Here is a 12,743-nt window from a genome sequence, read left to right as displayed (position 1 = left end):
GGCGGCGACGTCCGGCCGCTGCCCCGCGCGTGCCTCAGCGAAGCAGATCGGAGACCTTGTCGAGGAAGCTCGCGATATGATCGGGCTTGCAGACGAAGGCGTCGGCACCCGCGGCGTAACAAGCGTCCATGTCATGCTGGCTCTGCAGCACGGTCAGCGCCATCACCGGGATCGCCCGCGTCGTGGCGGCGCCCTTCAGCGTCTCGATGACGTCGAGCCCGCTCACGTTGGGCAGACGGATATCGACGATGATCGCATCGGGTCCGATCGCCTCGGCCGCGGCCAACGCGCCGCGCTCGTCGTCGATCACGCGCGGCTCATAGCCGCCGATCGTCAGCCAGGACGCATAGAGCTTGCGATGGCTCGGATCGTCCTCGACCAACATGATACGCTTCTTCATCCGCCTCCTTCGGCGCGGCGCGACCGCCGGCGACTTGTCTGATGATAACGTTTACCCTCGTCGGCCAAGCGGCCGCGCGCGTCAATGCGCGATCAGCCGTTCCACCCCGCGCGCCAGTTCACCGAGGCGGAAGAGATCGGGCATGGTGTCGTGCAACTTGTCGTCGATCACGCAGAGCGCGCCGATCGGATAGCCGGCGCGGTCGACCAGCGGGATGCCGGCGTAGAAGCGGATGAAGGGTGCGGCGACGACAAAGGGGTTGTCGGCGAACCGCCGGTCATGCCGCGCGTCGGGTACGATCATCGGCTCGCCCGGACGATGGATCGCATGCGCGCAGAAGGAGGCCGCGCGCGGCATCTCGTCGTCGACGTCACCCCTCTTGGCGACGATACACTGGCGCGCGCGATCGACGATCGAGACGGTGGCGATCGGCGTTCGGGCCACGCGTGCCGCTTCCTCCACCACCGCCTGCAGCGCCGCGTGGTGATCACGCACGGGTTGCCAGACGCGGTCCACCGCTGACTGGCGCCCTTCCTCGTCGAACGGCACGAAGGCCACCTCTCGCTTCTCCGACCCTACTCCCTTGTCGAAGAACGAAATTTCGGCCGACACTTGATCGTCGTCAAGCGCAAGCCGCACCGTTTCGGCTGGTTCAGCCGCGCGACTCGCTCCGCCGCTGCGCCCACTGACGCATCACTCGCGATCGGCATCCCGCGCCGAGCGCGCGGTCATCCCCGTGGCCGAGGCGTCGTCGAGCATCTGCTCGTCGGGCGCGGGCTTCTCCTCGGGCGGCAGCGCCACGGTCTCGTTCGCGATCGCGGTCGGCGAGGCGATCGGCGACGGCTCGGGGCTGGGGGTCGGCGTCGCGGTCGGCGTGTCCGACATCGACGGCGTCGGCTCGGGGCTGGGCTCGGGCTCGCGCGAGCAGCCCGCCGCCGCCAGCGTCGCGGTCGCGAGCAGCGGGAACATCCATCGCTTGGTCATCGTCACGTCCCTCATCGCGCTGCCACCGCCTGCACCTGTACCGCCGAGCGGCGCTCGACGGTTGCGGCCAGACGCGCGTCCCAGCTATACGGATCCTCGCGGAAGCCTACCTGCCCGTTGGGGCTGGCGAAAGCCGTCCAATAGAGGAGATAGACGCTGACAGGCGCGGCCATCGCGGCGCGCACCGTCTTGCCCGCCGCGACCGTCGCGTCGATCGTCTCGACCGGCCACTCGGGCGTGTCACGCAGCATCAGCCGCGCCAGATCGGCCGGTTTCTCCAACCGCACGCAGCCGTGGCTCGACAGGCGATCGAAGCGCGAGAAGCCCGAGCGCGCCGGCGTATCGTGGAGATAGACCGCGAACTCGTTGGGGAAGTCGAATTTGTAGCGACCCAGCGCGCTCTTCTCCGACGATTGCTGGAGCCGCTTCCCGCCGCCGCCGGTATCGATCACGCGGAAACCGTTGCGCTTGAGATAGCCCGGATTGGCGCGCTCCTTGGGCCATAATTCCTTGGTCGCGATCGAGCTGGGCACGTTCCAGGGCGGATTGAGCACGATGCTGTTGATGCGCGAGATCAGCATCGGAGTCTCGTTGCCCGGCCGGCCGGTCACCGCCTTCATCGACATGACCGGCTGGTCCCCTTCGAAGGCGGTGAGCACCGCGGCGGCGATGTTGACCTGGACGCGCTTCTCATCGAGCTGCGGAGGGAGCCAGCGCCATCGCTCCATATTGGCCATGATCTGGCGCAGCCGCCGCTCGGCGGGGACGTTGAGTGCGGCGAGCGTCTGCGCCCCCACCTGCCCCGCCGGGTTGAGCCCGTAGCGGCGCTGCGCGCGGCGCACCGCGTCGAGCAGCGCGGCATCGAACGTGTCGCCCGATTTGGGCGCCTGCGGATCCTCGATGGCGAGACGTTCGCGCAACTTCGCGACATCGCCGCCGCGGCTGCCGAAAGCGGGCGTCGCCGTGAGCGTCGCCCAGCCGCCCTTCTCGACGATCGCACGATAGCGGGCCAGCCCTGCCACCAGCGTGTCATAGCCCTGATAGGGCGGCGGCAGCGAGCGCAGCCAGCTCGACAGCCGGTCGCGCGACACCGCCTCCGCGAAGGCGGGCAGCGGGTCATACGCCGGCGGACGGATGCCCCAGTCCTTCTGGAAGTCCTCGGGCATCAGCCGCCCGGCATGGACCGCGCGCGCGTGATCGAGCGCGGCGCGCACCATCGCGGCGGAGCCGAGCGCTTCGAGGTCGCCGCGCCGGGTGACGCGCAGACCCTGGGCGAGCTCGTCGTCGGCGATCAGCGTCGCGAGCTGCTGGCGCTGCGCGGCGGTGAGCGTCGGCAGCGGCACGCTCGGCGCCACCGGCGGAACGGGAATGACGGGCACCGGCGCGGGGGGAACGGGCGAGGCGGGCACCTGCCCGAGCGCCGTCGCCTGCGTGACAGGCGGTGCCGCGGGCGGAGTCACCTGCGCCGCGACGGGTGCGCCCAGTGCGACGAGGGCGGCGAAACGGCCGACGCGCCAGTGCGGGGGGCGCGGGAGAGCGGGACGCTGGTTCATCGCGCTTCCTCTAGTGCGCCGCGCGGTCGGTGGAAACACCCAGAAGCGGGACGAGACGCTGTGACACTGGATCGTGCTCAACGCCATCGAGCAGCTGTTCCCCGGCGAGAGCCGGGGTCCAATTGGGAGATGTTCGTTCGACTCGATTTGAGCCATTCCCGGCTGGGCCCCGGCCTGCGCCGGGGCACGGTGTCGGACAACGCCAGTCCCCGAACCCTCGGCCCACCCACCGCTTTATCCGCCCCGTCGCGTCAGCAGCGCGGTGCGCAGGCACTGGCACACCAGCTCGTCGCGCTGGTTGTGCAGCCGGTGCTCGAACGTCACCAGCCCCGCCGCGGGTCGCGAGCGGCTGTCGCGCAGCGCGGTCACCTCGGTCGACGCGCGCAGCGTGTCGCCGATGAACACGGGCGCGGGCATCACGAGCTTGTCATAGCCCAGATTGGCGACCAGCGTTCCCAGCGTCGTCTCCGCCACCGACAGACCCACCATCAGCGCGAAGGTGAAGGTGCCGTTGACGAGGATCTGCCCGAACTCGGACGCGCGCGCCGCCTCGGCGTCGAGGTGGAGCGGCTGCGGATTGTGCGTCATCGTCGAGAACAGCAGATTGTCGGTCTCGGTCACGGTGCGGCGGATCGGGTGCTCGATCCGGTCGCCGACCGCCCATTCGTCATAATGCCGTCCCGCCATCACGAATTCTCCCGCTCGATCCGCACCAGTAGCGCGCCGTCCGCCACCTGCGCCCCCGCCGCCACGCCGAGCTCGGCGACGGTGCCGTCAAACGGTGCGGTGAGGCTGTGCTCCATCTTCATCGCCTCGAGCGTGACCAGTCGCTGTCCCGCCGCGACGCGCTCGCCCGCGGCGATCTCCACCGCGATGACGCGGCCGGGCATCGGCGCCAGGATCGCGCCGTCTCCCGCCGCGCCGCCGCCCGCGCCCTCCGCGCGGAACGGGGTGAGTGCATAGGTCTGCCCCGATTCCGTGATCAGCGCGCGCTCGGTCGCCGGCGCGCGGGCAGAGGTGTCGGCGAGGGTGACGCTCGTGGCCACATGGTCGAGCAGGAAACTCGCCTCGCGCCGCGGCGCCGCGTTGAGCCGGAAGCCGGGCACCAGCGCGGTGCCCGCCAGCTCGTCCGCGGCGGCGGTCAGCGCGGCCTCGCTCGGCCGCTCGGGTGGCATCAGCGCGGCGCCGGCGCGCTCGATCAGCCCGGTGTCGACCGCGCCGGCGGCGAAGTCGGGATGGTCGAGCGCACGCACCAGGAAGCCGGCGTTGGTGCGCACCGGCCACACCCGCGTCTCCGCGAGCGCCGCGCCGAGCCGCGCGCGCGCGGCGTCGCGCGTGTCGGCATGCGCGATCAGCTTGGCGATCATCGGGTCGTAGTGAGGCGAGATCGTCGCGCCCTGCTCCACCCCGGTGTCGACGCGCACGCCCGCGCCGGGTCGGAAGGCGGTCAGCGTGCCGGTGGAGGGCAGGAAGCCGCGCGCGGGATCCTCGGCGTAGAGCCGCGCCTCGATCGCGTGGCCGTCGATCGCGAGCTGGTCCTGGCGCAGCGGCAGCGGTTCGCCGCTCGCGACGCGGAGCTGCCACTCGACCAGGTCGACCCCCGTGATCGCCTCGGTGACGGGATGCTCGACCTGGAGCCGCGTGTTCATCTCCATGAACCAGACGCGGTCGGCGCGCAGGCCCTCGCTCGCGTCGGCGATGAACTCGATCGTGCCCGCGCCGACATAGTCGACCGCGCGGGCGGCGCGTACCGCGGCGTCGCACACCGCGGCGCGGGTGGCCGCGTCCATGCCGGGCGCGGGCGCCTCCTCGATCACCTTCTGGTGGCGGCGCTGGAGCGAGCAGTCGCGCTCGAACAGGTGGACGACCTGGCCGTGGCGGTCGCCGAACACCTGCACCTCGATGTGGCGCGGCGCGAGGATATAGCGCTCGATCAGCACGCGCTCGTCGCCGAACGCCGCCGCCGCCTCGCGCCGGCACGCGGCGAGCGCGGCGGCGAAGTCGGCGGGATCGTCGACGCGACGCATGCCCTTGCCGCCGCCGCCCGCGACCGCCTTGATGAGGACGGGATAGCCGACGCGATCGGCCTCGACGGCGAGCCGCTCGGGCGACTGGTCCTCGCCGAGATAGCCCGGGGTGACGGGCACGCCCGCGGCGATCATGCGCTGCTTGGCGGCGTCCTTGAGCCCCATCGCGCGAATGCTGGCGGGATCAGGGCCTACCCAGATGAGCCCGGCGCCGATCACCACTTCGGCGAAGTCGGCGTTCTCGGAGAGGAAGCCGTAGCCGGGGTGGATCGCGGCGGCGCCGGTCTCGCGCGCGGCGGCGAGGATCAGGTCGCCGCGCAGGTAGCTGTCGCGCGCGGGCGCGGGGCCGAGCCGGACCGCGGCATCGGCGAGGCGGACGTGAAGCGCGTCGGCGTCGGCGTCGGAATAGACCGCGACGGTGCGCACACCGAGCGCGCGCGCGGTGCGGATGACGCGGCAGGCGATCTCGCCGCGGTTGGCGATGAGGAGCGAGGGGAGCATGGGGTTACCTCCGGACCACGGGGGTGAGCGAGGCTCGAGCCACCCTCGGATTGGCGTCATGCTGAACTCGTTTCAGCATCCACCGCGCCGCGCGCGCCATCCTACGAGAGAGAGGATGGCCAAGCAGCCGTGCGTCTACATCCTCGCGAGCCACCGCAACGGCACGCTCTACATCGGCGTCACCGCCGACCTGCTCGCACGCCTGCACCAGCATCGCACCGGGACGGACGGCTTCACGGGCCGCTACGAGGTCGCCCGGCTGATCCACTACGAATTTCTCCCCGACATGCTGGCGGCAATCGCGCGCGAGAAACAGCTCAAGCGCTGGCATCGCGAGTGGAAGATGAACCTGATCGAGCGCGACAATCCTGACTGGGCTGATCTCGCGGTGACGCTCGGTCTTGCGCCGCTCCCTCTGCCTACGCGGCCTGGTGGACCCTGAAACAAGTTCAGGGTGACGCCAGGTATATAGGGTAGCGCGCATATTGCGGCCTGAGCGCTCGCCGCGATGATCACCACCCATCCCGCTCACATCCGGAACACCCCGAACCGCGGCGCCTCCTCGACCGGCGCGTTGAGGCACGCCGCCAGCGCCAGCCCGAGCACGTCGCGCGTCTGCGCCGGGTCGATCACGCCGTCGTCCCACAGCCGCGCCGTGGCGTAATAAGGGTTGCCCTCGTCCTCATATTTCTGCCGCACCGGCGCCTTGAACGCCTCGGCCTCGTCCGCCGTCCACGTCGCGGAGTCGCGGTGGACGGTGGCGAGCACCGCCGCGGCCTGCTCGCCGCCCATCACGCTGATCCGGCTGTTGGGCCAGCTGAACAGGAAGCGGGGACCGTAGGCGCGGCCGCACATGCCGTAATTGCCCGCGCCGAAGCTGCCGCCGATCAGCACAGTCAGCTTGGGCACGCTGGCGGTCGCCACCGCGGTGACGAGCTTGGCGCCGTGCTTGGCGATCCCCTCGGCCTCATATTTGCCGCCCACCATGAAGCCCGAGATGTTCTGCAGGAACAGCAGCGGCACGCGGCGCTGGCACGCCAGCTCGATGAAATGCGCGCCCTTCTGCGCGCTCTCGGAGAAGAGCACGCCATTGTTGGCCAGGATCGCCACCGGCATACCGTGGAGATGCGCGAAGCCGCACACCAGGCTGCTGCCGAACAGCGGCTTGAACTCGTGGAAGCGCGACCCGTCGACCAGCCGCGCGATCACCTCGCGCACCTCATAGGGCGCGCGCACGTCCTGCGGCACGATCCCGTACAGCTCCTCGGCCGGGTAGAGCGGCGCGGCCGCCGGCGCGAGATTGACCGTCGGCGGCGCCACCGGCGGCAACGTGGCGACGATGTCGCGCACGATCGTCAACGCGTGAAGATCGTCCTCGGCGACATGATCGACCACGCCCGAGCGGCGACCGTGCGTGTCGGCACCGCCGAGCTCCTCCGCGCTGATCTCCTCACCCGTCGCCGCCTTCACCAGCGGCGGCCCGGCGAGGAAGATCGTCCCCTGCCCGCGCACGATCACCGTCTCGTCCGACATCGCCGGGACATAGGCGCCACCCGCGGTGCAGCTGCCCATCACGCACGCCACCTGCGCGATGCCGCGCGCCGACATCTGCGCCTGGTTGAAGAAGATCCGGCCGAAATGATCGCGGTCGGGGAAGACCTCGGCCTGGTGCGGCAGGTTCGCGCCGCCCGAGTCGACGAGATAGAGGCAGGGCAGCCGGTTCTCGAGCGCGATCTCCTGCGCGCGCAGATGCTTCTTGACCGTGAGCGGGTAATAGGTGCCGCCCTTCACCGTGGCATCGTTGGCGACGATCATCACCTGCCGTCCGGAGACGGTGCCGACGCCGCAGATCAGCCCCGCGCCGGGCACCTCGTCGCCGTAGAGCCCGCCCGCGGCGAGCTGGCCGATCTCGAGGAACGCCGCCCCCGCGTCGAGCAGCCGCTCGACCCGCTCGCGCGGCAGCAGCTTGCCGCGCGCGCTGTGGCGCTCGCGCGACGCCGCGCTGCCCCCCAGCGCCGCCGCGGCGACCCGCTCGCGCAGCGCGGTGGCGAGCGCGCGATGGTGCGCTTCATTGGCGCGGAAGCGGTCGTCGTCGCGCGCGATCGTCGAGGATAGGACGGGCGCGCTCACTGCGCCACCGGCTCGGTCGCGCCGACCAGCTCGCGCCCGATCAGCATGCGCCGGATCTCGTTGGTGCCCGCGCCGATGTCGAGCAATTTGGCGTCGCGCAGGAAGCGCTCGACCGGCCAGTCCCTGGTGTAACCCGCGCCGCCGAGCGCCTGCACCGCCTCGCCGGCGACGCGGAACGCGCTCTCCGAGGCGAGCAGGATCGCGCCCGCGGCGTCGAAGCGCGTGGTCCGCCCCGCGTCGCAGCTGCGTGCCACCGCATAGACGTACGCGCGCGCCGAATTGAGCGCGACATACATGTCCGCCACCTTGGCCTGCATCAGCTGGAAGCTGCCGATCGCGCGTCCGAACTGGCGCCGCTCGCGCAGGTACGGCAGCACCGTGTCGAGGCACGCCTGCATGATGCCGAGCTGGATGCCCGCGAGCACGGTGCGCTCATAGTCGAGCCCGCTCATCAGGATACCGACACCGCCGTTGAGCGGTCCCATGACGTTCGCCTCGGGCACCTCGCAGTCGGTGAACACCAATTCGGCGGTGGGGGAGCCGCGCATCCCCATCTTGTCGATCTTCTGCCCGATCGCGAAGCCGGGCATGTCCTTCTCGATCAGGAAGGTGGTGATGCCGCGGCTGCCCTCGCCGGTCTTGGCATAGACCACCAAGGTGTCGGCGTAGGGGGCGTTGGTGATCCAGAATTTCGTCCCGTTGAGCACCCAGCCGCGGTCGCTGCGCCGCGCGGCGAGCTTCATCGAGACGACGTCCGACCCCGCCCCCGCCTCGGACATGGCGAGGCTGCCGACATGCTCGCCCGAGATCAGCTGGGGCAGGAAGCGCGCCTTCTGCTCGGGGTTCGCCCAGCGGCGGATCTGGTTGACGCACAGGTTGGAATGCGCGCCATAGGAGAGACCGATCGAGGCCGAGGCGCGCGCCACCTCCTCCTGCGCCACGACATGCTCGAGATAGCCCAGGCCAAGACCGCCATCGGCCTCATCCACGGTGATGCCGTGGAGCCCGAGCTCGCCCATCGCTGGCCAGAGCTCGGCGCGCGGGAACCAGTCCTCGGCGTCGATCCGCGCGGCGAGCGGGGCGATCTTGTCCGCGGCGAAGCGCCGCGTCGTGTCGCGGATCATCTCGGCGTTCTCGCCCAGCGCGAAGTCGAAATCGGGCGTCATGGCCGCATCCTCTACCGTTCTTCGGGCGCGCTCCCCTCTCTCCCGCTTCCCCGGCGAAGGCCGGGGCCCAGTTGCGAAAGCCGGCGATAGAGCCGGCAGCTTCGCCCAACTGGACCCCGGCGTCCGCCGGGGAGGCAGAAAGAGGCAATGGCCCGCCTCATCTTCCCAACAGCATAGCCCCGCCCTACCGCCATCCCAAGTTGAAGCGCGCGAACACTTTCCATAGATGGCATCTATGATCGACCGCTACCTGTTGCGCTACTTCCTCGCGGTGGTCGATAAGGGCACCTTCTCGCGCGCCGCGTCGCACTGCCGGGTGACGCAGCCGACGCTCTCGGTCGGCATCGCCAAGCTGGAGACCTTGCTCGGCCAGCCGCTGTTCGAGCGCAGCAGCCGCCGCGTCGCGCTCACCGCGGCCGGCGCGCGGCTGGCCGAGCACGCGCGGCGGATCGAGGCGGGCTTCCTCGCCGCCGAGCAGGCGGTAAGCGACTCGCCCGCCGCCAAGCTGATCCGGCTCGGCCTGTGCACCACCCTGCCCGACGCCTGGGTCGAGGAAGCCCTGCGCGCCGCTGCGGTCGCCGGCGAGCGGCTCGAGCTGGTCGAGGGCCGCGCCGGCGAGCTGCGCGCCGCGCTCGACCGCGGGCGGGTCGACGCGATCGTCGCACCGCTCGACGCCGCGCTGCCGCACCGCGCCTTGTTCGACGAGCCCTATGCGATGGCGTTCGCACGCGATCATCCGTTCGCGGCACGGCCGAGCGTCGAGGCGGAGGAACTCGCCGCCGAGCCGATGGTGGTGCGACGCCATTGCGAGATGCTGGCCGAGACCAGCCGCTTCTTCACCGCGCGCGGGATCCGCCCGTTCATGGCGGCGAGAACCCATAGCGACTCGCGCGCGCTCGCTTATGTCCGCGCCGGTCTCGCGACGACGCTGCTCCCCGCCTGCTACGCCGATCCGGCGCTCGCGCTGGTGCCGCTCGCCGGCTTCGACCAGCGCCGCACCGTCGCGCTCTGCTTCGCGCCCGACAGCCGCGCGCGCGCCGAGGGAAGCGTCGCGCTCGCCCGCATCGGCGATCGTCTGGCGCAGCTCGGAGCCGCCGCGGCGGCAGCGTTTACCATTAATTATCCCACTTAGGCCTAATCACCTGCCCCTTGGCGCATGCGCCGCATGGGGGGAAGTCTATCTATGTCGAAGTCCGCGCTCCTGCTCTCGGCCGCGATCCTCGTCGGGCTTGCCGCCCCGGCCGCGGCGCAGAACCTGCGCGGGTCCGCCGCCGACGCCAAGCCGACCGACGCCAAATCGGGCGACTCGCCCAACACCGCCGATATCGTCGTCACCGCGACGCGCCGCTCCGAGCGGCTGTCGAACGTGCCGATCGCGGTGTCGGCGTTCGGCCAGGCCGCGCTGCAGAATTCGGGCGCGACCGACATCCGCCAGATGACCCAGATCGCGCCGTCGCTGCTGGTCTCGTCGACCGGCTCGGAGGCGAACGCCGCGGCGCGAATCCGCGGCATCGGCACCGTCGGTGACAATCCCGGGCTGGAGAGCTCGGTCGCGGTGTTCATCGACGGCATCTATCGCAGCCGCACCGGCGCCGGGCTCAACGACCTCGGCGAGATCGAGCGGATCGAGGTGCTGCGCGGCCCGCAGGGCACGCTGTCGGGACGCAACTCCTCGGCCGGCGCGATCAGCATCTACACCAAGCTGCCCGAGTTCAAGTTCGGCGGCTTCGCCGAGGCGACCTACGGCAATTACGACGCGGTGCGCCTGTCGGGCGCGCTGACCGGGCCGGTGATCAAGGACCTGCTCGCCTTCCGCGTCGACGGCGTCTATTCGAAGCGCAACGGCTTCCTGCGCGACACGGTCAACGACACCGACTATAACGATCGCAACCGCTATTTCGTCCGCGGCCAGCTGCTCTTCACTGTCACGCCCGATCTCGCGATCCGGCTGATCGGCGACTATACCCACCGCGACGAGAAATGCTGCGGCGCGGTCTATGTCGGCACCGCCGAGACGACCGACCCGACCCCCGGCGTCCCCGGTGACGTCGCCTTCAACGCCAATGGCAACCGCATCACCGCGATCCTGCGCAGCCTCGGCGGCGTGCTGCCGAGCGAGGGGGATCCGTACAACCGGAAGATCGCCTTCACGCCGGGCCGGGCCTATTCCAACCTCACCACGGACGGCGGCGTCTCGGCGCGGGTGCGCTGGAACATCGGCGCGACCCAGCTGACCTCGCTGACCGCCTATCGCGAGTATAAGTCCGCCGGCGCGGCGGACATCGACTATGGCAATGTCGATATCGCCTACCGCCCGGACGACGGCAACAACTATCGCCGCTTCAAGACCTTCACGCACGAGAGCCGCTTCTCGGGCTCGATCCTCGGCAACAAGCTCGACTGGCTGGTCGGCGGCTATTACGCGCACGAGGACCTCGAGGTCGTCGACAATCTTCGCTTCGGCACGCAATATGGCGCCTTCGCCGCGTGCCGCATCGTCGCGACGATCAACCCGCTGGCGGCGCTGCGCAACCCCGCCAATCCGGGCTGCCTCAGCACCGCCGGGCGCGGGGCGCTGACCGGCGCGGTGGGCGCACAGATCGTCGGCGGGATCGATCGGCTGAGCACGCTCAACGATCGCGGCAGCCTGCGCGACGTCTACGATCAGACCAGCGAGAACTGGGCGTTCTTCACGCACAACATCTACAAGCTGACCGACCGGCTCAACGTCACGCTCGGCCTGCGCTACACGCATGAGAGCAAGCGGCTCGCCGCCGCGTTCAACAACAACAACACGGTCTGCCCGGCGCAGCAGGCCGCGCTGGCCCCGCTGCTGCGCAGCACCAACGCGACGGTCCAGTCGCTCGCGGCCGGCATCATCACGCTGACCTGCACCGGCAACTCGACCTCGGCGCTGACCGGCGTCGGGCTCAACGACCGGTTCAAGGAGGGCCAGCTCACCGGCACCGGCGTGGTCTCGTGGAAGCCGGTCGACAGCACGCTCGTCTATGCCTCCTACGCGCGTGGCTACAAGGCGGGCGGGTACAATCTCGACCGTTCGGACCTCAGCGCGACGGTGTTCGCGACGCCGACCGCGGCGAGCGCGAGCAACCTCCGCTTCGATCCCGAGACGGTGAACGCCTATGAGCTCGGGCTCAAATATAGCGCGCACCAGATCACCGCCAATGTCGCGCTGTATCGTTCGGAGTTCACCAACTTCCAGCTCAACACCTTCAACGGCACCAACTATATCGTGCAGAACATCGGCGGCTGCGACCAGTCGCTGAACGGCGCCGATCACGACAACAATACGGCCACCGGCGCCTGCACCGGCAAGGTCGGCAAGGGCGTGGTCGCCCAGGGCGTCGAGCTGGAGCTGGGCCTCTACCCGGCGCCGGATGTCACGGTGAACCTCGGCTACACGCTGGCGGACGCGAAATATCAGCGCGATCTCGTCGGCAGCAAGGCCGGCGAGCCGCTCAACGCGGCGCTGTTCCTGCTGCCCGGCCACCAGATGTCGAACGCGCCCAAGCACACCGTCACCAGCGCGGTGACGTGGAGCCCGGCGCTCGGCGGCGGCGGGCTGACCGGCCTGTTCTACGTCGATGGCCGCCTGACCAGCGACTATAACACCGGCTCGGACCTGTTCATCGAGAAGGCGCAGGACGGCTTCTTCGTGATGAACGCGCGCCTCGGCGTGCGCGGCCCCGAGCAGCGCTGGGCGGTCGAGTTCTGGGCGCAGAACCTGCTCGACGCGGACTATCAGCAGGTGGCGTTCAACCTGCCGTTCCAGGGTGCGGGCAGCCGCTCGCAGGTGCAGGCGTTCGGCGCACCATCCTTCGCGACGGGCAATGCCCTGTTCGGCGCCTTCCCCGCCGAGCCGCGCACCTATGGCGTGACGCTGCGCTCGCGCTTCTAGGGGCTGTTCGATCCGCGCCGTGCTCCCGCGCACGCGGGAGTCCAGTGTGGCGGGCGGTGACGC

At 70.3% G+C, this 12,743-nt stretch carries 11 protein-coding genes; 3 read left to right on the top strand and 8 right to left on the bottom strand.

What is annotated here, in order from left to right; all coding sequences use genetic code 11:
* Nucleotides 1-34 precede the first annotated feature (34 nt).
* The 6 genes from EV292_RS17380 to EV292_RS17355 form a co-directional block, all read right to left on the bottom strand.
* Complete coding sequence (locus tag EV292_RS17380; protein WP_132910508.1) at nt 35-400, bottom strand: response regulator; 366 nt, start codon at nt 398-400, stop codon at nt 35-37.
* Between the two features lie 81 nt (nt 401-481).
* Entirely contained in the window at nt 482-1,012 is a 531-nt protein-coding gene (locus tag EV292_RS17375) for a GAF domain-containing protein (protein ID WP_165927163.1), read from the bottom strand.
* A gap of 81 nt (nt 1,013-1,093) precedes the next feature.
* On the bottom strand, nt 1,094-1,384 hold the full coding sequence (locus EV292_RS17370) for a hypothetical protein (RefSeq protein WP_132910506.1): 291 nt from the start codon (nt 1,382-1,384) through the stop codon (nt 1,094-1,096).
* 11 nt (nt 1,385-1,395) lie between these two features.
* Nucleotides 1,396-2,937: a L,D-transpeptidase family protein gene (locus EV292_RS17365; protein WP_132910505.1), complete on the bottom strand. Its 1,542-nt coding sequence runs from the start codon at nt 2,935-2,937 to the stop codon at nt 1,396-1,398.
* 234 nt (nt 2,938-3,171) lie between these two features.
* On the bottom strand, nt 3,172-3,624 hold the full coding sequence (locus tag EV292_RS17360; protein ID WP_132910504.1) for a MaoC family dehydratase: 453 nt from the start codon (nt 3,622-3,624) through the stop codon (nt 3,172-3,174).
* Nucleotides 3,624-5,465, bottom strand: a complete 1,842-nt coding sequence (locus EV292_RS17355) for a biotin carboxylase N-terminal domain-containing protein (RefSeq protein ID WP_132910503.1) — start codon at nt 5,463-5,465, stop codon at nt 3,624-3,626. The genes EV292_RS17360 and EV292_RS17355 overlap by 1 nt, the downstream gene beginning before the upstream one ends.
* Nucleotides 5,466-5,580: 115 nt before the next feature.
* On the opposite strand from EV292_RS17355, the gene EV292_RS17350 reads away from it, so the two are divergent.
* Nucleotides 5,581-5,907, top strand: coding sequence for a GIY-YIG nuclease family protein (locus EV292_RS17350; RefSeq protein ID WP_132910502.1), 327 nt, complete (start codon nt 5,581-5,583; stop codon nt 5,905-5,907).
* Between the two features lie 86 nt (nt 5,908-5,993).
* Here EV292_RS17350 and EV292_RS17345 read toward each other — a convergent pair whose 3' ends face one another.
* Complete coding sequence (locus EV292_RS17345) at nt 5,994-7,595, bottom strand: carboxyl transferase domain-containing protein (RefSeq protein ID WP_132910501.1); 1,602 nt, start codon at nt 7,593-7,595, stop codon at nt 5,994-5,996.
* A complete protein-coding gene (locus EV292_RS17340; RefSeq protein ID WP_132910500.1) occupies nt 7,592-8,761 on the bottom strand; it encodes an acyl-CoA dehydrogenase family protein in 1,170 nt (389 codons plus the stop codon). Before EV292_RS17340 ends, EV292_RS17345 begins: the two co-directional genes overlap by 4 nt.
* A gap of 235 nt (nt 8,762-8,996) precedes the next feature.
* Between EV292_RS17340 and EV292_RS17335 the strand changes: the two genes are divergently transcribed.
* Together EV292_RS17335 and EV292_RS17330 are read left to right on the top strand one after the other, a co-directional pair.
* Nucleotides 8,997-9,893: a LysR family transcriptional regulator gene (locus tag EV292_RS17335; RefSeq protein ID WP_132910499.1), complete on the top strand. Its 897-nt coding sequence runs from the start codon at nt 8,997-8,999 to the stop codon at nt 9,891-9,893.
* A 51-nt stretch (nt 9,894-9,944) separates the two neighbouring features.
* Nucleotides 9,945-12,680 carry a TonB-dependent receptor gene (locus EV292_RS17330; protein WP_132910498.1) on the top strand — a complete coding sequence of 912 codons (2,736 nt, stop codon included), beginning with the start codon at nt 9,945-9,947 and terminating at the stop codon, nt 12,678-12,680.
* Nucleotides 12,681-12,743 lie beyond the last annotated feature (63 nt).

It is taken from the genome of Sphingomonas sp. BK235 (assembly GCF_004345855.1).
GTDB lineage: Bacteria > Pseudomonadota > Alphaproteobacteria > Sphingomonadales > Sphingomonadaceae > Sphingomonas.
The sequence above is the reverse complement of the archived record's forward strand: the minus strand, read 5'-3'. Positions and strand labels throughout refer to the sequence as shown.

Excerpts from the sequence above, each read along its gene's own strand:
- EV292_RS17380 (WP_132910508.1), bottom strand. The coding sequence starts at position 400 with ATGAAGAAGCGTATCATGTTGGTCGAGGACGATCCGAGCCATCGCAAG.
- EV292_RS17370 (WP_132910506.1), bottom strand. The coding sequence starts at position 1,384 with ATGACCAAGCGATGGATGTTCCCGCTGCTCGCGACCGCGACGCTGGCG.
- EV292_RS17365 (WP_132910505.1), bottom strand. The coding sequence starts at position 2,937 with ATGAACCAGCGTCCCGCTCTCCCGCGCCCCCCGCACTGGCGCGTCGGC.
- EV292_RS17360 (WP_132910504.1), bottom strand. The coding sequence starts at position 3,624 with ATGGCGGGACGGCATTATGACGAATGGGCGGTCGGCGACCGGATCGAG.
- EV292_RS17355 (WP_132910503.1), bottom strand. The coding sequence starts at position 5,465 with ATGCTCCCCTCGCTCCTCATCGCCAACCGCGGCGAGATCGCCTGCCGC.
- EV292_RS17350 (WP_132910502.1), top strand. The coding sequence starts at position 5,581 with ATGGCCAAGCAGCCGTGCGTCTACATCCTCGCGAGCCACCGCAACGGC.
- EV292_RS17340 (WP_132910500.1), bottom strand. The coding sequence starts at position 8,761 with ATGACGCCCGATTTCGACTTCGCGCTGGGCGAGAACGCCGAGATGATC.
- EV292_RS17335 (WP_132910499.1), top strand. The coding sequence starts at position 8,997 with ATGATCGACCGCTACCTGTTGCGCTACTTCCTCGCGGTGGTCGATAAG.
- EV292_RS17330 (WP_132910498.1), top strand. The coding sequence starts at position 9,945 with ATGTCGAAGTCCGCGCTCCTGCTCTCGGCCGCGATCCTCGTCGGGCTT.